This window comes from Streptomyces sp. Ncost-T10-10d (assembly GCF_900091955.1).
Classification (GTDB): Bacteria; Actinomycetota; Actinomycetes; order Streptomycetales; family Streptomycetaceae; genus Streptomyces.
On the sequence record NZ_FMDF01000145.1, the window covers coordinates 114,231 to 133,537 of the forward strand.

A 19,307-nucleotide genomic window follows, 5' to 3' on the forward strand; every position below is an offset into this window, starting at 1 on the left:
GGTGCGGTCAGTCCCGGTACGCGTCGGCGAGAGCGGTGGCCTCCTCCAGGGAGAGGCCGTCGCCCTCGGCGTACGCGGCATCGTAGGCGGCCCGGCCGAGGACGGCGACGGCCAGTTCCTCCGCCCGGGCGTAGTCGTGCCGCTCCATCGATGTCGGCACATGGCCCTTGGGCAGCAGCCCCTTGCCGGCCCCCAGCAGCCGGGCCGCGAGCGCGGCCCGGTGCTCGCCGCCGAGCCCGCCCAACGCCCGTGCGAGGGTGACGAGATGGATGACGGACATCTGGGGCGCCACCATCTGCGACAGCCGGTCCTGGGACCGCGTCAGCGCCTCCAGACTCCCGGGCAGGGCTTCGGCGTACAGCCCGTCCTGGTTGTCCAGCCAGGCCAGTGCGCCCAGCACGAACCCTTCGAAGATCGCCATCGTCTCGGAATGGAACTCCTCGCGCAACAGAGCCAGTTGCTCGCGCGCTTCGCCTGTACGGTTGGTGCGGCCGAGCCACATGGCGAGATAGAGCCGGGCGGCGGGCATCGCCTCGTGCCCCGCCTGACGCCCCGCGGCGAGCACCTCTCGCAGGATCGCCTCGCCCTCGTCACCACGGCCCAGTTCGGTGAGCACGCACGCGTATCTGGCGCGCAGGACCGACACCTGGGACTGGGCGCCGAGCTTCTTCGCGTAGCCGATGGCGGCCCGGAAGTCCTCGGCCGCGCGGGGGTAATCGCCCCGTCTCTCGTTGGCTTCACCCCGGGAGGAGAGCGCTTCGGCGACGCCCCAGTCGTCGCCGAGCCGGCTGAAGATCTCCAGGCTCTCGTCCGCGTCCGTCCCCGCGTCGCCCGCCCATTCGGACCGGTTGGCCAGCACGTTCGCCCGCATCTGGAGGGCTCCGGCCAACTCCCACTCGTAGCCGTACTCACGACTGGCGCGGACCGTTTCGTCCAGCAGTTCCCGTAGATCACCGGGCCCCCCGGTGATCATGACAGCGAAGAACCAGAGCGACGCGGGGGTGCGGCAGGTCTGCGGCTGGCCCGCCCGGTAGGTGTCCGCGATGACGCGCAGCCGGGCCATGCCCTTCTCGTCGGCCCACACGTCCTTGGAGTGGTCCATGTTGACCAGCTGGACCAGGGCCACCTGGCGCCGCGCCTCCTGAAGCAGTTCGGGCGACATGGGCGGCGGCGCGTCGGTGCAGCGTTCGTGGAGGGACGGCACGGGCTCGGCGGGCGGCGCGAAGGGGTCGGGGCCCAGCGCGGCGGCCGCGTCGGCCCACTGGAGGGCATCGGTGCGCAGATCGCGCATCTGCCAGTACCAGCAGAGCGACAGCACGAGGCAGAGCGCCTCCTGCTCGTCGCGGGCGGCGACGGCACGGCGCAGGGCGGTGCGGATGTTCTCGTACTCGCGCTGGAGGAGGTCGATGGCGGGCCGCTGTCCGGCGCCGCGCAGTTCGGGGTCCGTGGTACGGGCCAGCTCCCGGAAGTACACCAGATGGCGGCGCTCCACGGCGTTCCGCTCCCCGGCCCCGTCGAGCTGTTCGGCGGCGTATTCACCGACGGTCTCCAGCAGCCGGTAGCGCATCTCGCCGTGGACGGCGGGCGCGGCGATGACGAGCGACTTGTCGACGAGCGAGCCGAGCAGCCCGGCGACCTCGCGCGCGTCCTGCGGCCCGTCCGCGCAGACGGCCTCGGCCGCGGCCAGGGTGCAGCCACCGGCGAAGACCGACAGACGGCGCAGGACGGCGCGTTCGGAGGCGTCGAGGAGGTCCCAGGACCAGTCGACGACGGCGCGCAGGGTCTGCTGACGGGGCAGTACGGTACGGGCCCCGCTGGTGAGCAGGCGGAACCGGTCGTCGAGCCGGTCGGCGATCTGGCGCGGGGTGAGCATCCGCAGCCGGGCTGCGGCGAGTTCGATGGCGAGCGGCAGTCCGTCGAGGCGGCGGCAGATCTCGGCGGCGGCAGCCGCTGTCTCCTCGTCCGCGTCGATCCGGAAGCCGGGCCTCGCGGCGGCACCGCGGTCGGCGAGCAGCCGGAGCGCCATCGGGTCGGGCAGCGGGTCGACGGGTCGGACGAACTCGCCCGGTACCCCGAGGGGTTCACGGCTGGTCGCGAGCACGGTGACGTCCGGGCAGTGGGCGAGCAGATGGTCGGCGAGGGCGGCGGCGGCCCCGACGAGGTGCTCGCAGTTGTCCAGGAGCAGCAGCATGCGGCGCCGGGAGCAGTGCTCGGTGAGGCGTACGAGCGGGTCGCCCGCGTTCCCCTCGGCTACCCGGAGTTCCTCGGCACCCGCTCCGCGCAGCACGGTCTCGCGGGCGCCGAGTGCGGTCAGCACGGCCTCCGGTACGGCCTCGGGGTCGTCGACGGGGGCGAGTTCGGCCAGCCAGACGCCGTCCGGCCAGGCGGGCCCGACGGATTCGGCGACCTCCTGGGAGAGCCGGGTCTTGCCCGCGCCACCGGGGCCCAGGAGGGTGACGAGCCGGGCGTGCGAGAGGTCCTCGCGCAGGGCCTCCATGTCGTCCTCGCGCCCGACGAAGCTGGTGAGCCTGGCCCGGAGGTTTCCCTGCGGGACGGTGGAGGTTCGGGTGAGGGAGAGCCGGTGCGGCTCGGCCGCAGCTGCCGCCGCGACCGGTTGCGCCGGGGCCTGGCGGAGCAACTCTGCGTGCAGGGAGCGCAGTTCGGCTCCGGGGTCGGTGCCGAGGCGGTCGGCGAGCACGGTGCGCACCTCGTCGTACGCGGCCAGCGCCTGTGCCGTGCGCCCGGCATCGCGCAGGGCCCGCAGCCGCAGCGCCTGGAGGGATTCGTCGATCGGGTGCTCGGCGCAGAGCGCGACCAGTTCGGGCAGGGCCTCCTCCGCGCGGCCGAGCGCGAGGGCCGCGGCGATCCTGCTGCGGCGGGCGTCCAGGCGCCGGGCCGCCCAGCGGGCCGCGACGGCGCCGCGGTCGGGCAGATCGGCCAGGGCAGGTCCGCGCCACAGGGCGAGCGCGTCGTCGAGCACGGCCCGGGCCTTCGCCGCGTCGCCCTCCTCCAGTGCCCGCGCCCCCTCCCCCGCGAGCCGCTCGAAGCGGTACAGGTCGACCGCGTCCGGCTCGGCGGCGAGGCGGTAGCCGCTCTCCGCCGAGGTGATCGCGGCATGGCCGAGGGCGCGCCGGAGACGGCCGACGAGTGCCTGCAGGGCGCCCACCGCGTCGGCCGGCGGGTCGCCGTCCCACACCTCGTCGACGAGCACGGCGGCCGGAACGGTGCGGCCGGGACGCAGAGCGAGGACGGAGAGCAGGGCGCGCAGCCGCGCCCCGCCGATGGCGACGGCCGTGCCGTCGTCGCGGAGTGCCTGGGTCGTCCCGAGGATGCAGTAGCGCACGGGCCTATTCTCCGTGACCGGGATCGAGAAGCGGACACACGTTCGTCCGTACCCGTGTTCGCTGTGTGCCGGGATCGTTCGTCATGCTCCCACCCTTCACGGAACCATCGCCCCGACGCGAGACGTTTGTGACGTGTCGCCTGTACGGTCGCTCTCGCCGACCGCCGCCCCGTCCCCCTTCCGGCCAGCCACCAGGAGTTCGCCGATGCCCACCGCAGCAGCCCGCAGCGACCGGCGGATCAGCCCGGTCTTCCTCGGGATCGTCGCCGTGATGGCGGTATCGGGCTGGGCGGTGTGGACGGACTTCACGCAGCGGCCCGGAATCCCGCTCTTCCTCTTCGTGACGGCGGCCTGGGTGGTGTCGCTCTGTCTGCATGAGTACGCGCATGCCCGTACCGCGCTCCACAGCGGGGACATCTCCATCGGGTCCAAGGGCTATTTGACGCTCAATCCGTTCGCTTATACGCATGCGCTGCTGAGCATCGTGCTGCCGGTGCTGTTCGTGATCATGGGCGGTATCGGTCTGCCCGGTGGTGCGGTCTTCATCGAGCGGGGCCGGATCAGCGGGCGCTGGAAGCACAGCCTCATCTCGGCGGCCGGTCCGCTGACGAATGTGCTGTTCGCGTTCGTCTGCACGGCGCCGTTCTGGCTGCACGCGTTGGGCGGCGTCCCGGCCGTCTTCCAGTACGCGCTGGGTTTCCTGGCACTGCTCCAGGTCACCGCGGCGATCCTCAACTTCGTCCCGGTGCCGGGGCTGGACGGCTACGGGGTGATCGAGCCCTGGCTCTCGTACCGGATCCGACGGCAGGTCGAGCCGTTCGCCCCGTTCGGGCTGATCGCGGTCTTCGGGATCCTGTGGATTCCCGAGGTCAACCACGTGTTCTTCGACTCAATCCATTCCCTGTTGCGGGCACTTGGCATCAGCGACTTCACCGCGTACTGCGGTTTCGACACCTACCGCTTCTGGCGGTCGGCCGACCCGGTCTGCACGGTCGGCCTCTGATCCACCGCTCAGCCGGCGGTCCGTGCGCGCTGCCGGCGCAGGTAGAACCACGCCATGTTGGACGAGAGCCCGGCCAGCAGCACCCAGACGATCCCGAGCCAGCTGCCCTGGACGAACGAGATCACGGCCGCGACGACGGCCAGGACGCAGACGGCGATGGCGTAGAGAGCGAGGCGGGGCATGAGGGGCGGCTCCTGTCCGGGGTGATGCACGGTCCCGTCCAGTGTCCCCCATGCCCCTTTCTGCCCGCCGCAGGGTGTGCCGGGAACGTGTCCGGCTCAGACGTCGGTGGTACGCAGACCCGCATGCGCCTTGTAGCGGCGGTTGACCGAGATCAGGTTGGCGACCAGGGACTCGACCTGGTGGGCGTTGCGCAGCCGCCCGGCGAAGATGCCGCGCATGCCGGGAATCCGGCCCGCCAGCGCCTGTACCAGGTCGGTGTCGGCGCGGGCCTCGCCCAGCACCAGCACATCGGTGTCGATCTCCTCGATCGCCTCGTCCTGAAGGAGCACCGCCGAGAGGTGGTGGAAGGCGGCGGTGACCCGGGACTCCGGCAGCAGGACGGCGGCCTGCTCGGCGGCGCTGCCCTCCTCGGGCTTCAGGGCGTAGGCGCCCTTCTTGTCGAAGCCGAGCGGGTTGACGCAGTCGATGACGAGCTTGCCCGCGAGCTCGTCGCGCAGCGACTCCAGGGTCTTGGCGTGGCCGTCCCACGGCACGGCGACGATCACGACGTCGCTGCGCCGGGCGCACTCGGCGTTCTCCGCGCCCTCGACGCCGTGGCCCAGCTCGCCGGCCGCGGTCTGCGCGCGGTCGGCGGCACGGGAGCCGATGATCACTTTCTGCCCGGCGCGGGCGAAACGGTAGGCGAGCCCGCGGCCCTGCGGTCCGGTACCGCCGAGCACGCCGACGGTCAGCCCGGACACATCGGGGAGGTCCCAGGGGTCCTTGGCAGGGGGCTTGGGTGCGCTGCCACTGTCATTCGTAGTCATGGCCTCGACACTACTGCCCGCGTCGGAGGGGAACGCCCCGTCGTCGGCGGAGCGATCCGGATCGCTCCGCCGGGCCCGTTCGGATGGTTCCGCCGTCGTTCGCCGTTGACGGGGCCGGGCCCTGGGGCAAGATGCCGGGCCATGGATGCCGTACGCGTCGCCCTGCTGCGTGAAGTGCTCGCCGGGACCGAGTGGCCCGAGGCGACCCGGCGGTTCGCCGGGGCGCTCAGGTCGTCCGTCGTCCCGCACGGCGGCGGGCTGCTGCTGGTGGGGACTGCGGTGTACGAGCCGTGGCATCTGGCGGCCCATCTGGTCGACGAGTCGACCTGGTCCGGGCTGCCCGAGCTGACCCCCACCCTGGTACGCCACCGGGTGGAGCCGGGCGATCCGGCGCATCTGGCCGTCGGTCTGTGCAGGATCGAGGCGGCCGGGCGGGGCGAGACGCTGCTCCTGGTGGCCCCGGAGCGGCCCGGCGCCGGGCTGCTGGAGCGGGTGCACGACGCCCGCCGGGCCGGGGCGACGGTGCTCTCGCTGGACGACGGCGACCCGGAGGTTCGGGGGCTCGCGCACGAGACCCTCGCGGTGACCGGCGACGACGATGTCGATCTGGACACCGTGCAGCATCTGGTGAGCGCGGCGGCCGGGGAGAACAGCACCCCCGCGCCGCGCGGCCGCCGCTTCCGGGACCGGCTGTCCCGGCTCGCCGATCTACTGACGGCGCCGCCACCGCCCCGATGGTGAGAAGTCCGGGGGCCGTGGCGGGAGCGGCCGACCGCCGCGAAAATCTGTTGCAGGGGGCACCTACGGCGCCGGACCATGAGCCCTCGTGACCTCAGCTCCCTCCCCGGCAGCCCGGCTCTCCGCTCTGCTGCCCGATCTCTCGCCCCTGCGTTCCTCGGCCGACTTCCGGCTGCTGTGGATCCAGGGCCTGGTGACCTACTTCGGCAGCTTCATGGCGCTGATCGCGCTGCCGCTCCAGATCAAGGAGCTGACGGGTTCGCCGCTGGCCGTCGGTGCGATGGGTGCGGTCGAACTGGTGCCGCTGGTCGTCTTCGGTCTGTACGGCGGGGCGCTCGCGGACTCCGCGGACCGCCGCAAGGTGATCCTGGGCACCGAGGCGGGGCTGGGGCTGCTCGCCCTCGTACTCCTGGTGAACGCCGCACTGCCCGACCCGATGCTCTGGCCGCTCTATCTGGTCGCGGGCGGGGTCTCCGCGCTCGCCGGGCTCCAGCGGCCCGCACTGGATTCGCTGATGGCCCGGATCGTGCCGCACGACCAGCTGACCGCGGCCGCCGCACTGAACTCGCTGCGCTGGCAGTTCGGCGCGATCACCGGCCCGGCGGTGGCAGGACTGGTGGTGGCCTATGCCGGGCACGCCACGGCATACACGGTCACGGTGGTCACGTTCACCGCCTCCGTGCTCCTGTGTCTGCGACTGGCGCCCGCGCCGCCCGCCCCGGACAGCCGGAAACCGTCGCTGCGCGGCATCGCCGAGGGGGCGAGGTATGCCTGGAGCCGCCCGGTGCTGCTGGGGACGTACGCGGTCGATCTGGCGGCGATGTTCTTCGCCTTCCCGAACACGATCTTCCCGTTCCTCGCGGACGAGCTGGATGCCGAGTGGTCGCTGGGCCTGATGTACGCGGCGGGGTCGGTCGGCTCGCTGGTCCTCGGCCTGACCAGCGGCTGGACGTCACGGGTACGACGGCACGGGCTGTTCGTCGTGTTCGGGGCGGCGGCCTGGGGGCTGGCGATCGCGGCGGCCGGATGGTTCAGCAACGTGTGGCCGGTGCTGGTCTGCCTGGCGGTGGCGGGCGCGGGGGACATGCTCAGCGGTCTGGGCCGCTCCACGATCTGGAACCAGACCATCCCGGAGGAGCTGCGGGGCCGGCTGGCGGGCATCGAGGTGCTCTCGTACAGCGTCGGCCCGCAGCTGGGCCAGGTGCGGGCCGGTGCGATGGCGGGCTGGACGGGGACCCGATCCGCGATCTGGAGCGGGGGTGTGGCGTGCGTGGCCTCGGTCGCACTGCTCACCGCAGCACTGCCGAAGCTGCTGACGTACGACTCCGGGACGGACGAGGACGCGGTACGCAGGCGCGCGGCCGGAGAGTCCCGTCCCGCCGGCGTCTGAGGAGCGGCGTCCGGGGGCGGAGCCCCCGGACGGAGCCCCCGGACGGAGCCCCCGGTCACGCCTCCGGGTCGGGCGGCGTGGCCCGGTCGTGCCACTTGGGATCCGTCTCCCACTCAAGATTCCGCTCCTGCGCGGTCTGCATCGCGTGCTCCGCCTCCTCACGGGAGGCATACGGCCCGAAACGGTCCTTGGCCGGGCACTCGGGGCCCTCCTCGACCTTCTGATGCTGCAGGCAGTAGTACCACTCGCCCGGCTTGCCGACCGTGCGCTTCTTGAACAGGGCCATCATCGGCTCCTTCCCTCGGGGCCATGCTGCCCCAAGCACGCTGGTTAGACTCGCTGACATGTCTGGCCAGTCGCTGCTCGTACCCGGGGAGATCACTCCCATCCGTTCCGTACCCGGAAACATCCGGCGCCCCGAATACGTGGGCAAGCCGGCCCCTGCCCCGTACACCGGACCGGAGATCCAGGACGCCGACACCATCGAGCGCATGCGCATCGCGGGGCGCATCGCCGCGCAGGCGATGGCGGAGGCCGCGAAGCACATCGCCCCGGGCGTCACGACGGACGAACTCGACCGGGTCGCCCATGAGTTCATGTGCGATCACGGCGCCTATCCGTCGACGCTCGGCTACCGCGGATTCCCCAAGTCGCTCTGCTCCTCGCTCAACGAGGTGATCTGCCACGGCATCCCGGACTCCACGGTGCTGCGCGACGGCGACATCGTGAACCTCGACGTCACGGCGTACATCAACGGTGTGCACGGCGACAACAACGCCACCTACTTCTGCGGCAACGTGGACGAGGAGTCCCGGCTGCTCGTGGAGCGCACCGAGGAGTCGCTGAACCGGGCCATCAAGGCGGTCCGGCCGGGCCGGCAGGTCAATGTGATCGGGCGGGTCATCGAGTCGTACGCGAAGCGCTTCGGGTACGGGGTGGTGCGGGACTTCACCGGGCACGGGATCAATTCCTCGTTCCACTCCGGTCTGATCATTCCGCACTACGACAGCCCGCGCGCGACCACCGTGATGCAGCCCGGGATGACGTTCACCATCGAGCCGATGCTGACGCTGGGCAGCCATGACTACGACATGTGGGACGACGGGTGGACCGTGGTGACGAAGGACCGCAAGCGCACCGCTCAGTTCGAGCACACGCTGGTGGTGACGGAGACGGGCGCCGAGATCCTGACGCTCCCGTGAACACGCAGACAGCTCCCTGCGAAAGCGGCCGCCCCCGGGCGGCCGCTTTCGCGTGTTCCCCCGCTGCTCCCGCCGCGTCCGCTGCACCCGCGCGGAAGCGGAACCGGGCGTATCGTTTTTACCGACAGCCTGTCGGGAAGCTGTTGACTTAGGTAAGCCTAAGTAAGAAGATCGGAGAAGTCGACAGCCACTGCCGTACGCAGTCGCTGCCGATGTTTCTGTCCCTTTCCGGACTTCCCGTCCCCCTCGGCCCCCGGAGGCCCGCCTTGGACGCAACCGCCGCCGCCACGCCCTTCTCGACGCTCATCCGCACCGCGTCGCACGAGCAGCACACCGAGGCGGAGACCTCGACCTTCATGAGCGACCTGCTGGGCGGACGCCTCGGAGTGGACGCGTACACGCGTTACACCGAGCAGCTGTGGTTCGTGTACCGGGCGCTGGAAGAAGGGGCCCAGGCGTTGCGGAACGACCCGGTCGCCGGTCCGTTCATACAGCCCCAGCTGATGCGCACCACCGAACTGGAGCGCGATCTGGCCCACCTGCGAGGTACCGGCTGGCGCGAGGGCCTGGCGCCGCTGCCCGCCACGGCCGCGTACGCCGCGCGGGTCGCCGAGTGCGCCCGCACCTGGCCCGCCGGTTACATCGCACACCACTACACCCGCTATCTCGGCGACCTCTCGGGCGGCCAGATCATCCGCGACAAGGCGGAGAAGACCTGGGGCTTCACACGCAAGGGTGACGGGGTCCGGTTCTATGTCTTCGAGGAGATATCCAACCCCGCCTCTTTCAAGCGGAGTTACCGCGAACTGCTGGACGCGGTGAACGCGGACGACCTGGAGAAGCAGCGCATCGTCGCCGAGTGCAAGCAGGCGTTCGCGCTGAACACGGCGGTGTTCCGGGAGTTGGGCGAGGTGTTCCCGCTCAGCGCTTGACGCGGTGGCGGTGCGGGAGGAGGGGGCGACCGGGGTCGGTCGGTCGGCCCGGTCCGCCGTGCCGCTCTGTCGTCAATCGCCGGAAGGGCTCGACCGAAACGCCAGCGTGACGCGGCCCCCGATCTCCACCGTGCCGTCCGGCGCGGGTGCTGTGAGGATCTGGGAGCCGCGTCCTTGGGTGATGTTGAGGGCGCGGCCGAGCCGGTCGCTGAGCAGCAGGGCAGCCGCGCCCGTCGCCTCGTCCTCCACGATGCCCCCGGTGCAGGCCCCGGCTCCACCGGAGCGGCTGACACCGCGCTCATCGATTCGTCGCGGGAACGCCCGCGCCCTGACCCGGCCCGCCGCCTCGTCCTCCCAGGCCCATACGTACAGCCAGCCCTCGCCCGGGGGCGGCCCGGTCAGCGCCTCGACCTCGGCGACGGATGCGTACCGCTCCAGTTTGCGCGGCGGCGCCCACTCGGGGCGGGCGGTGATCCAGGTGAACTCCCCGTCCTGACGGGCGAAGATCTCCCCGACCGGCAGCTCCAGGATCTCCAGATCGAGCAGCCATGCGGCGCCGACGAGCGGATGCCCGGCGAAGGGGAGGCGGAGTCCGGGGGTGTGGATGTCGACGTGCCCGCGCTCGGGGTCGTCGACGAACACGGTCTCGCTGAAGCCGAGCCGGCGGGCCAGTTCCTGCCGGGACGCCTCGTCGGGGTACGTACGCCCGTCACGTACGACCCCGAGGGCGTTGCCGTGCCGGCCGTCGGGGCCGCAGAACACGCGCAGTACGTCGATGCCTGCGGGTACGTCGAAGTCGCTGTCGCTCACGTGGGCATTCAAACACCGCCCGGGTGAAGGCCGTAGAACCGGGCCGTCACCCGGGCGGTGCCGTCGGGCGGTCCGGACGGATCAGGCGTTACGGCGACGGCGGGCGGCGATCACCGCTCCGGCGCCGGTCGCCACGACGACACCCGCGGCGGCGATCAGGGCACCGGCCGGGACGTCGGAACCGGTGGCTGCGAGAGAGCCCGAGCCACCGACCGAGCCGCCGCCCACACTGCCACCGCCGGTGGCCGTGGAGCCTCCCGCCGGACCCGTGGAGCCCATGGAGCCGGCGGAGCCGGTGGAGCCCGCGCCGCCCGGGAGCGCGGCGTCCTTGTCGAGGGCGACCGCGACGGTCAGCGCGTCGAGCTGCTCGCCCGCCCGGTACATGCCGCCGAAGGCCTCGGTGCCGTCGGCGGTGAGGGTCGCCGGGACGGCCGAGAGGGTCACCACGCCGTTCCTGGCCGCGAGTTCGCCCTTGGGCAGCTTCAGTTCTGCGACGGCCAGGCCGGTGTAGGTGCTGACCTTCTTGGTCTCGCGGTCCTTGGTGGAGACGTCCGCGATCAGGGTGCCCTTCGTCCCGTTCACCTGGATCTCCATGCCGGTGAGGGAGAGGTCGAGGGTGTAGGCGCCGTTCTCCTGGTGGCCCAGGAAGCTGACCTTGCCGTCGAAGTCCGCGTCGAGGGTCTGCTTGTCGGCGTCGAAGTGACCGGTGGCGTCCGGGAAGCGGTAGCCGTCGCCGGATGCGGTGGCGCCGGCCGTCGTCTCGACCTTTCCGCGGGCGATCGGGCCCGTGACGTACGTACGGAAGGACTTCTTGACGCCCCAGTCCAGGGTGCCGTCGACGATCGCGCCCTGCTCGGCGGCAGCCGGCTTGTCGGTGACCGTGGCCGAGGGGGACGGGGACGCGGTCGAAGTCGGCTTCCCGGTCGGCTCGGTGGTCGGCTTCCCGGTGGGCTTCCCGGTCGGCTCGGTGGTCGGCTTCTGGGTGGGCTCGGTGGTCGGGGCCGAGACCGCCTTCACCGAGAGCGTGGCCGGGTCGAGCGCGTCCCCCTCCTTGTACTGGCCGTTGAACGCCTCGGAGCCCGCCTTCGTGAGCGTCGCCGGGATGTCCTTGAAGACCATCGCGCCGCCCGCACCCCGGTCCGGCTTCACCGCCGACAGGTCGAGAGCCGCGAACGCCACATCGTTCCGGGTGCCTTCCGGGGTCGCGACATCGACGGTGATCGCGCCGCCGGTGCCGGTCGTGGAGAGCTTCACGTCCGAGAGCGTGATGTCGAGAACGCCCCCGTGTGCGTAGAAGTTGACGCCGCCCTCGAAGGCGTTGTCGGTGCCGTGCGTGGCCGTGTCATAGGTGCCCTTGCCGTTGACGAAGGTGAACACACCGTTGTCGGGCGCCTGCGTGGCACCGTCCTTGACGGTGATCTTCCCGCCGGAGAACGACGAGGCGAGGTACCTGCGGAAGGACTCCTTGACGCCCCATTCCAGCGTGCCGTCCTTCAACTCCGGCTTCGGCGCCGCGGCTGCCGCCCCGTCGGGGGCGGTGCCGTCGGCGGCGAGCGCCGGAAGGGCGAACACGGTCGCGCCGAGTGCGGCTGCCGTGGCGACGGCGGCGGCGAGGGCTGCGGGACGGCGGGTTGCTGCCATGGTCGGTGATCTCCTCAGGAATGAAACGGGGGGTGGGCTAGCTGTTGTTCTGCTGGGTGCCGCGGCGGCGGGTGAGGTACAGCGCGCCTGCCGCGGCGGCGAGCACGCCCGCGCCGCCGATGCCGAGATACAGCCCGGTGCGGGAACCGGAACCGGAGTCGGACACCGATGCCGCGGTGGTGGTCTTCTCCGCGGGCGGGTCGGACGGGTCGGGACCACTGCCCAGGTCGGGCAGGGCGGGCAGTTCGGCCTCGGCATCGACGGCGACGGCCAGCGAGAGCGGGTCCATTGCGGTGCCCGCTCCGTAGAGCGGGCCGAACGCCTTGGCGCCGTCGGCGGTGAGGGTGGCGGGGACCTCGGTGAGGACGGCGAGACCGTCCTTCGCCGTGAAGTCCTTTGCGGTGAAGGTGACGAGCGGCACGGCCGTGTGCCGGTAGCCGTCGCTCAGGACGTCCGCCGAGAGCGTGCCCTTGCCCGCCTCCACCCGGACCGCGACCGCCGACAGTTTCAGATCGAGTCCGTCGGCTCCCGTGAAGCGGACGCTGCCCGCGAAGTCGGCGTCCAGGGTCTGCCCCTTCGGGTCGTACGTGCCCTTGCCGCGCGGGAAACGGAAGAGCGCCCCGCCGTCCTGGGCGCCGTCGGCGAGGGTCCACTTCCCCTTGCCGATGGAGCCCGTGACGTACTCGCGGAAGGTCCGGCGCACACCCCAGTCGACGGCGGCGTCCTCGAAGCGGCCCGCGGCCCGCTCGGCCTTCTTCGGCTCCGCCGGCTTCTCGGGGGACCTGGAGGCGGCCGGCTTCCCGGCCGGGGCGGAGGTGTCCACGGAGAGGCTGACCGGGTCGAGCGGTGTGCCGGCCGTGTAGTAACCGGCGAACGCCTTCGCGCCCTGGGAAGTCAGTGTTGCCGGGACGTTGTTGAGGGCGATGGGGGTGGAACCGCCCTTCATGTCGATCCCGGACAGACCGAGCGTCGCGAGCGGCACCTGGGAGGCCGAGGTGACGCGGCCGCTCCCCCGGTCCTTGCCGACCGTGTCGGCAAGGACGGTGCCGGTGCCGCCCGTGATGCGGACGGTGGGCCGGCTGATGGTGAGGTCCAGTTCGTAGCCGCCGCCGGGCTTCTTGTGGCCGACGAAGCGGACCCCGCCCGAGAAGCCGGAGCCGAATGCGCCGGTCGCCGGGTCGTAGGAACCGGTGGCGGAGTGGAAACGGAACTGACTGCCGCCGACCGTGGCGGCGCCACCGGTCAGGCTCCAGCTTCCGTTCGCGATGGGGCCCGTGACGTAGCTCTGGAAGGAGGACTTGATGCCCCAGTCCAGCCTGCCGCCCTGGACCGTGCGGCTCGCCGCTTGCGCGGCGGTGGGCGGGAGCAGGGCCCCCAGCAGCACCGCGAGAAGCGCGACGGTCAGGGCCCGTCCTGGTGCGCGGGCAGGTCTGGACGACAGCATGAGGACCCCTCCGAGATCTGGAAAGTCAGGTAAGGCTAACCTAAGCTATGGAGATCTTGTGATGGCACCCCTTCCATCACATTGCTCGCAAAACATTGCCAACTGCTCACCGCAGAACGACAGGACGGTGCCCCAGTGCGCTTCTTGCAGGACTTCGCCCCGTCGGGCCCGGACGCCCGGCGGCCGAGGCGTGGGCCGGTCAGGACCCGTGGACCGCTGGGTGCACTGACGGCCGTCGTCGCCCTGGCCCTCGTCCTGACGGGCTGCGGCGGCGGTACGGATACGGGGACTCCTGCCGCCGGTTCCAGGAACGCCGCGGCCGACCGCGTCGAGCCCCTGACCACCGCTCCGAAGCCGCAGTTGCCGGTCACGGTGAAGTCGGCGGACGGCGCCGAAGTCACCGTCGCCTCGACGGACCGGATCATTCCGCTCACCGGCGGCCTGAGCGAGATCGTCTTCACTCTCGGCCTCGGCAAGCAGGTCGTGGCCCGCGACATCACCGCCACCTTCGAACAGGCGGCGAAACTCCCGGTGGTGACCCGCGCCCATGACGTCTCCGCGGAGAGCGTGCTGTCGCTGAGGCCGACCGTCGTCCTCGCGGACACCACGACCGGCCCCGCCGAGGCAATCGGCCAGATCCGGGATGCCGGCATTCCGCTCGTCGTCGTCGAACCGGCCAAGGAACTCGCCGATGCCGGCCGCCGGATCGCCGCCGTGGCGGCGGCCCTGGGCGTGCCGGACTCGGGCACCGCACTGAAGTCGCGCACCCAGTCGCGTATCGACGCCGTACAGAAGTCCGTACCCGCCCCGGCGGACGGGCAGAAGAAGCCCCGGGTCGCCTTCCTCTATCTGCGCGGCTCGGCCTCCGTATATCTGCTGGGCGGCCGGGAGTCCGGTGCGAGTTCGCTCCTCGAAGCGGCGGGAGCCGTCGACGCGGGCAAGGCGTCCGGGCTGAAGAAGGACTTCACCGCCATCACCAGCGAGGCCCTCGCCAAGGCCGCCCCCGACGCCATCCTGGTGATGCGCAAGGGACTCGAATCGGTGGGCGGCGTCGACGGTGTGGTGAAGATCCCTGGCATCGCCGAGACCCCGGCCGGGATGGACCGGCGGATCGTCTCCATCGACGACGGCGTGCTGCTGAACTACGGGCCGCGCACGGACCGGGTGCTGAGCGAACTGGTCGCGCAGCTCCACCCGAAGGACGGGGCGGGCCGGTGACCACCTCGTACGAGGAACGCACCCGGCCGGGCGCTCCCATGAAACCGGAGCCTCAGCCGCCGACGGCACCGAAGCCCCGGCGCTCCGCCCCCTTCGCCCTGACCGCAGGGCTGCTCGCGGCGCTCGTGGTGTGCGCTCTGCTCTCCGCCGGGCTCGGCGCGTACAGCATTCCGCTCGGCGACGTCCTCGGCTCCGTCCAGCACCGGCTCGGTCTCGGTGGAGCCGCGCTGGACCGGGTCGGTGAGAGCGTGCTGTGGAACGTACGGCTGCCGAGGGTCGTCCTCGCCCTGCTCGTCGGGGCGTCACTGGGCTGCGCGGGCGCCCTGATGCAGGGTGTGTTCGGCAATCCGCTCGCCGAGCCCGGGGTGATCGGGATCTCCTCCGGTGCGGCGGTGGGCGCGGTCGCCTCGATCGCGCTCGGGCTGAATTTCTTCGGCAACTGGACCATCACCCTCTGCGCGTTCGCCGCCGGGCTCGCGACCGTACTGCTGGTGTACGCGCTGTCGCGGTCGGACGGGCGGACCGAGGTCGTGACGTTGATCCTCACCGGGATCGCGGTCAACGCCTTCGCGGGTGCGCTGATCGGGCTGTTCATCTTCTTCGCCGACAACGCGCAGATCTCGCAGATCACCTTCTGGCAGCTGGGTTCGCTGGCCCAGGCGACCTGGCCCAAGGTGCTCGCCGTGCTGCCCTGCGCAGTGCTCGGGCTGCTCGTCGCGCCGTTCTACGCGCGAAAGCTGGACCTCCTCGCGCTGGGCGAGCGGCCGGCCCGGCATCTGGGGGTCGATGTCGAGCGGCTGCGGCTCGTGCTCGTCCTCGTCGTGGCGCTGCTGACCGCGGCCGCGGTGGCGGTCGCCGGGATCATCTCGTTCGTGGGGCTGCTGGTTCCGCATCTGCTGCGCATGGCGAACGGTCCCGGGCACCGCTTTCTCGTCCCCGGCAGCGCGCTCGGCGGCGCCCTGGTGCTGGTGGCGGGCGATCTCGCGGCCCGTACCGTCGCCGATCCCGCCGAGCTGCCGCTCGGCGTGCTGACCGCACTCTTCGGCAGCCCGTTCTTCTTCTGGCTGCTGCGCAGGACCCGTCGCAGGCAAGGTGGTTGGGTATGAGGGCCTTGAAGAACCCTTTCCGGGTACGGGGCCGGCAGCTGCCCGTTCCCGTCTCCCCCGGCTCCCCCGTCTCCGAGGCGCGCGGGCTGCGGGTGCGGCTGGGGCGGCGACCGGTGCTCGACTCCATCGAACTGACCGCGTACGCGGGTGAGGTGCTGGCGCTCGTCGGGCCCAACGGGGCCGGGAAATCGACCCTGCTGGCGGCGCTGGCCGCCGATCTGCCCGCCGAGAGCGGTGAGATACGGATCGACTCACGCCCGGTCACCGACTGGTCGACCCCCGAACTGGCCCTGCGCCGGGCGGTGCTGCCGCAGTCCGCCGCGCTGTCGTTCCCCTTCCCGGTGGAGGACGTCGTACGGATGGGGCGGGCACCGTGGGCCGGGACGGAGCGGGCGGACGAGGACGATCCGGCGGTCGCCGCGGCGATGGCGGCCACCGAGGTGACCGAGTTCGCCGGGCGCCCCTTCTCCGCGCTGTCCGGCGGCGAACGGGCCCGGGTCGCGCTGGCCAGGGTGCTGGCGCAGCGCGCCCCGCTGCTGCTGCTGGACGAGCCGACCGCCGCGCTCGATCTGCGTCACCAGGAACTGGTGCTGCGGATCTGCCGGGATCGGGCCGCCGCCGGTGACGCGGTCGTCGTCGTGCTGCACGATCTGGGGCTGGCCGCGGCTCACGCGGACCGGGCTGCCGTGCTGCACGACGGGCGGATCGCGGTGGCGGGCCCGCCCGCCGAGGTGTTCACGGGCGAACTGCTCGGCGAGGTCTACCGGCAGCCGGTCGAGGTGTTCCCGCATCCGCGGACCGGGGCGCCCCTCGTCGTACCGACCAGAACGACTTGACCATCGCTTGACCTATCCATGGGTCGTCCATGAATCATCCGTGACCGCCTCGTTCCCGCATTACGCGGATGAGAGTTGAATCACTGCACGAGTGGGCATCGGTGAGGTAAGCCTCGGTTAAGTTAGGTCCGCCTCACCTGTCTTTGTCCGATCTTCTCCTTCTTCTCCTTCTTCTTGTGGAGCCCTCATGCGAGCCGTTCGTTCCTCCGTCGTCACCGCTGCCGCGACCGTGGCCGCCCTGACCGCTGTCACGGGCTGTGCCGAGAAGAGCGACGGCAAGGGCGACGGAGCCGTACAGGTCGTCGCCAAGGACGACTCGTGCGAGGTCTCGAAGAAGAAGCTGCCGGCCGGCCACATCGAACTGGCCGTGCAGAACAAGGGCTCGAAGGTCACCGAGGTCTACGTCCTGTTCCCGGACGACCGCATCGCCGCCGAGCGCGAGAACATCGGCCCCGGCACCAAGGCCAACATCACGGCCGAGGTGAAGGCCGGCTCGTACAACGTCGTCTGCAAGCCCGGCATGAAGGGCAACGGCATCCGGCAGAAGATCGAGGTCACCGGCGCCAACACGGCCAAGCGCAGCCCCGAGATGGACAAGGCCGTCGCCGCCTACCGCACGTACGTCCAGGCCCAGGCCGACGAGACGCTGCCGAAGGCCAAGGCCTTCACCGACGCCGTCGCCGCCGGTGACATCGAGGCCGCCAAGAAGATCTACGCCGACTCCCGTCTCGGCTGGGAACGCACCGAGCCGGTCGCCGAGTCCTTCGGCGACATCGACCCGAAGGTCGACCTCCGCGAGGACGGCCTGGAGGACGGCCAGAAGTGGACGGGCTGGCACCGCCTGGAGAAGGCGCTGTGGCAGGACAAGAAGCTGGGCGCCGAGGAGAAGGCCCTCGCACCGGTCCTCTACAAGGACCTGCTCGACTGGCAGAAGCGGGTCGGCACGGCTGAGATCACTCCGACCTCCATGGCCAACGGCGCCAAGGAACTTCTCGACGAGGTCGCGACCGGCAAGGTCACCGGCGAGGAAGAGCGCTACAGCCACACCGACCTGATCGACTTCAAGGGCAACGTCGAGGGCGCGGAGAAGTCCTACGAGCTGCTGAAGCCGATCGCGTCGAAGAACGACCCGGCGCTGACGGCGTCCCTGGACAAGCAGTTCGCAGCACTGAACACGCTGCTGGACAAGTACCGCAAGGACAAGACCTCCTACGAGTTCACCTCGTACGAGAAGGTCGGCAAGGCGGACCGCAAGGAGCTTTCGGACGCCGTCAACGCATTGGCCGAGCCGCTGTCCAAGCTCGCCGCCGCGGTGACGAAGTAACGAGCGGGGAGACTTCGGGATGTCGGAGGAGACGCAGAACACCGCCGTGGACGACGCCGCCGGGGCAACCGCCGGGACCGGTGGCCGTGCCCCGTCCCGTCGGGCACTGCTCGGCTGGGGCGGCGCCGGTCTTGCGCTGGGCGCTGTCGCGGCCGGTGGCGCGGTCGCCGCGGTGCGTACGGAGAGCGACGCAGTGCCGGCCGCGGACAGCGGTGCGGCCGTGCCGTTCCACGGTGCGCACCAGGCGGGTATCGCCACCGCCGTACAGGACAGGCTGCACTTCGCCGCGTTCGACGTGACGACGAAGGACCGCGCCGAACTGATCGCGCTGCTCAAGGAGTGGACGCGGGCGGCCGAGCGGATGACGGCCGGTCACGCGGTCGGCGACGGCGCCTACGGCGGTCTCGCCGAGGCCCCGCCGGACGACACGGGCGAGGCACTGGGGCTCAAGCCGTCCCGGCTCACGCTCACCATCGGCTTCGGCCCCTCGCTCTTCGCCAAGGGCCGGTTCGGTCTGGAGGACAAGCGTCCCGAGGCGCTCGTCGATCTGCCGAAGTTCCCCGGCGACAACCTCGACGCGGCCCGCAGCGGCGGCGATCTCTGTGTCCAGGCGTGTGCGGACGACCCGCAGGTCGCGGTGCACGCCATCCGCAACCTCGCCAGGATCGGCATGGGCCGTACCGCGATCCGCTGGTCCCAGCTGGGCTTCGGCAAGACGTCCTCGACGACGCCCGATGCCCAGACCCCGCGCAACATGATGGGCTTCAAGGACGGCACCCGGAACATCTCCGGCACCGACACCGCCGCCCTCGACAAGCATGTGTGGGTCGGCGAGAAGGACAAGGCGGGCTGGATGACCGGGGGTTCGTACCTGGTGGCCCGGCGCATCCGGATGCACATCGAGACCTGGGACCGCGCCCCGCTCCAGGAGCAGGAGGACGTCTTCGGCCGGGACAAGGGCGAGGGCGCACCGGTCGGCAAGGCCAAGGAGCGCGACGAGCCGTTCCTGAAGGCGATGCTGCCGACCGCGCATGTGCGGCTCGCCCACCCGGACAGCAACGACGGTGCGACGATCCTGCGCCGCGGCTACTCCTTCACCGACGGTACGGACGGCCTCGGCCGGCTCGACGCCGGGCTGTTCTTCCTCGCCTACCAGCGCGATGTCCGCAAGGCATTCATTCCGCTGCAGCGCCGCCTCGCGGCGCACGACGCACTCAACGAGTACATCCAGCACGTGGGTTCGGCACACTTCGCCGTCCCGCCGGGCGTCCGTGACAAGGACGACTGGTGGGGCCGGGCGCTGTTCTCGTAGAGGGACCGGCAATTGGGCG

At 71.4% G+C, this 19,307-nt stretch carries 17 protein-coding genes; 10 read left to right on the forward strand and 7 right to left on the reverse strand.

All coding sequences use genetic code 11. From position 1 onward, the window contains the following. Positions 1-7 precede the first annotated feature (7 nt). Positions 8-3,343, reverse strand: coding sequence for a BTAD domain-containing putative transcriptional regulator (locus GA0115254_RS25570; RefSeq protein WP_093897627.1), 3,336 nt, complete (start codon positions 3,341-3,343; stop codon positions 8-10). 205 nt (positions 3,344-3,548) lie between these two features. On the opposite strand from GA0115254_RS25570, the gene GA0115254_RS25575 reads away from it, so the two are divergent. Beyond that, positions 3,549-4,346 (forward strand): site-2 protease family protein, encoded by a 798-nt coding sequence (locus GA0115254_RS25575; RefSeq protein ID WP_093897628.1) that lies wholly within the window; start codon positions 3,549-3,551, stop codon positions 4,344-4,346. Positions 4,347-4,354: 8 nt separating this feature from the next. On the opposite strand, the gene GA0115254_RS44695 is transcribed toward GA0115254_RS25575, so the two are convergent. Then, complete coding sequence (locus GA0115254_RS44695) at positions 4,355-4,528, reverse strand: hypothetical protein (RefSeq protein WP_176740282.1); 174 nt, start codon at positions 4,526-4,528, stop codon at positions 4,355-4,357. Positions 4,529-4,624: 96 nt separating this feature from the next. Next, complete coding sequence (gene npdG, locus GA0115254_RS25580) at positions 4,625-5,335, reverse strand: NADPH-dependent F420 reductase (RefSeq protein ID WP_093897629.1); 711 nt, start codon at positions 5,333-5,335, stop codon at positions 4,625-4,627. Between the two features lie 141 nt (positions 5,336-5,476). Between npdG and GA0115254_RS25585 the strand changes: the two genes are divergently transcribed. Continuing rightward, on the forward strand, positions 5,477-6,076 hold the full coding sequence (locus GA0115254_RS25585) for a hypothetical protein (RefSeq protein ID WP_093897630.1): 600 nt from the start codon (positions 5,477-5,479) through the stop codon (positions 6,074-6,076). A gap of 85 nt (positions 6,077-6,161) precedes the next feature. Beyond that, entirely contained in the window at positions 6,162-7,463 is a 1,302-nt protein-coding gene (locus GA0115254_RS25590; protein ID WP_093897631.1) for an MFS transporter, read from the forward strand. A gap of 55 nt (positions 7,464-7,518) precedes the next feature. Here the strand turns inward: GA0115254_RS25590 and GA0115254_RS25595 are convergent, their stop codons facing one another. After that, a complete protein-coding gene (locus GA0115254_RS25595; protein ID WP_176740283.1) occupies positions 7,519-7,749 on the reverse strand; it encodes a hypothetical protein in 231 nt (76 codons plus the stop codon). A 58-nt stretch (positions 7,750-7,807) separates the two neighbouring features. On the opposite strand from GA0115254_RS25595, the gene map reads away from it, so the two are divergent. After that, positions 7,808-8,665, forward strand: a complete 858-nt coding sequence (gene map / locus GA0115254_RS25600) for a type I methionyl aminopeptidase (protein WP_093897633.1) — start codon at positions 7,808-7,810, stop codon at positions 8,663-8,665. Positions 8,666-8,931: 266 nt separating this feature from the next. Next, positions 8,932-9,597 (forward strand): biliverdin-producing heme oxygenase, encoded by a 666-nt coding sequence (locus GA0115254_RS25605; protein WP_093897634.1) that lies wholly within the window; start codon positions 8,932-8,934, stop codon positions 9,595-9,597. A 72-nt stretch (positions 9,598-9,669) separates the two neighbouring features. On the opposite strand, the gene GA0115254_RS25610 is transcribed toward GA0115254_RS25605, so the two are convergent. The 3 genes from GA0115254_RS25610 to GA0115254_RS25620 form a co-directional block, all read right to left on the reverse strand. After that, the gene (locus GA0115254_RS25610; RefSeq protein WP_256102766.1) at positions 9,670-10,407 is read right to left on the reverse strand and encodes a PhzF family phenazine biosynthesis protein; all 738 of its coding nucleotides are present in this window, start codon (positions 10,405-10,407) and stop codon (positions 9,670-9,672) included. An 81-nt stretch (positions 10,408-10,488) separates the two neighbouring features. Further along, the gene (locus GA0115254_RS25615; protein WP_093897636.1) at positions 10,489-12,048 is read right to left on the reverse strand and encodes an HtaA domain-containing protein; all 1,560 of its coding nucleotides are present in this window, start codon (positions 12,046-12,048) and stop codon (positions 10,489-10,491) included. A gap of 37 nt (positions 12,049-12,085) precedes the next feature. After that, a complete protein-coding gene (locus GA0115254_RS25620; protein WP_093897637.1) occupies positions 12,086-13,492 on the reverse strand; it encodes an HtaA domain-containing protein in 1,407 nt (468 codons plus the stop codon). 135 nt (positions 13,493-13,627) lie between these two features. Between GA0115254_RS25620 and GA0115254_RS25625 the strand changes: the two genes are divergently transcribed. The 5 genes from GA0115254_RS25625 to efeB all read left to right on the forward strand — a co-directional run bounded on the left by GA0115254_RS25625 (position 13,628) and on the right by efeB (position 19,288). Continuing rightward, positions 13,628-14,710 carry a heme/hemin ABC transporter substrate-binding protein gene (locus GA0115254_RS25625; protein WP_093897638.1) on the forward strand — a complete coding sequence of 361 codons (1,083 nt, stop codon included), beginning with the start codon at positions 13,628-13,630 and terminating at the stop codon, positions 14,708-14,710. Between the two features lie 38 nt (positions 14,711-14,748). Beyond that, positions 14,749-15,816, forward strand: coding sequence for a FecCD family ABC transporter permease (locus tag GA0115254_RS25630; RefSeq protein WP_093897734.1), 1,068 nt, complete (start codon positions 14,749-14,751; stop codon positions 15,814-15,816). Beyond that, positions 15,813-16,652: a heme ABC transporter ATP-binding protein gene (locus tag GA0115254_RS25635; RefSeq protein WP_093897639.1), complete on the forward strand. Its 840-nt coding sequence runs from the start codon at positions 15,813-15,815 to the stop codon at positions 16,650-16,652. The genes GA0115254_RS25630 and GA0115254_RS25635 overlap by 4 nt, the downstream gene beginning before the upstream one ends. Positions 16,653-16,839: 187 nt before the next feature. After that, the gene (gene efeO / locus GA0115254_RS25640; protein WP_093897640.1) at positions 16,840-17,976 is read left to right on the forward strand and encodes an iron uptake system protein EfeO; all 1,137 of its coding nucleotides are present in this window, start codon (positions 16,840-16,842) and stop codon (positions 17,974-17,976) included. 19 nt (positions 17,977-17,995) lie between these two features. Then, positions 17,996-19,288 carry an iron uptake transporter deferrochelatase/peroxidase subunit gene (gene efeB, locus GA0115254_RS25645; protein WP_256102767.1) on the forward strand — a complete coding sequence of 431 codons (1,293 nt, stop codon included), beginning with the start codon at positions 17,996-17,998 and terminating at the stop codon, positions 19,286-19,288. Positions 19,289-19,307 lie beyond the last annotated feature (19 nt).

Excerpts from the sequence above, each read along its gene's own strand:
- GA0115254_RS25575 (WP_093897628.1), top strand. The coding sequence starts at position 3,549 with ATGCCCACCGCAGCAGCCCGCAGCGACCGGCGGATCAGCCCGGTCTTC.
- GA0115254_RS44695 (WP_176740282.1), bottom strand. The coding sequence starts at position 4,528 with ATGCCCCGCCTCGCTCTCTACGCCATCGCCGTCTGCGTCCTGGCCGTC.
- npdG (WP_093897629.1), bottom strand. The coding sequence starts at position 5,335 with ATGACTACGAATGACAGTGGCAGCGCACCCAAGCCCCCTGCCAAGGAC.
- GA0115254_RS25585 (WP_093897630.1), top strand. The coding sequence starts at position 5,477 with ATGGATGCCGTACGCGTCGCCCTGCTGCGTGAAGTGCTCGCCGGGACC.
- GA0115254_RS25595 (WP_176740283.1), bottom strand. The coding sequence starts at position 7,749 with ATGGCCCTGTTCAAGAAGCGCACGGTCGGCAAGCCGGGCGAGTGGTAC.
- map (WP_093897633.1), top strand. The coding sequence starts at position 7,808 with ATGTCTGGCCAGTCGCTGCTCGTACCCGGGGAGATCACTCCCATCCGT.
- GA0115254_RS25615 (WP_093897636.1), bottom strand. The coding sequence starts at position 12,048 with ATGGCAGCAACCCGCCGTCCCGCAGCCCTCGCCGCCGCCGTCGCCACG.
- GA0115254_RS25620 (WP_093897637.1), bottom strand. The coding sequence starts at position 13,492 with ATGCTGTCGTCCAGACCTGCCCGCGCACCAGGACGGGCCCTGACCGTC.
- GA0115254_RS25630 (WP_093897734.1), top strand. The coding sequence starts at position 14,749 with ATGAAACCGGAGCCTCAGCCGCCGACGGCACCGAAGCCCCGGCGCTCC.
- GA0115254_RS25635 (WP_093897639.1), top strand. The coding sequence starts at position 15,813 with ATGAGGGCCTTGAAGAACCCTTTCCGGGTACGGGGCCGGCAGCTGCCC.
- efeO (WP_093897640.1), top strand. The coding sequence starts at position 16,840 with ATGCGAGCCGTTCGTTCCTCCGTCGTCACCGCTGCCGCGACCGTGGCC.
- efeB (WP_256102767.1), top strand. The coding sequence starts at position 17,996 with ATGTCGGAGGAGACGCAGAACACCGCCGTGGACGACGCCGCCGGGGCA.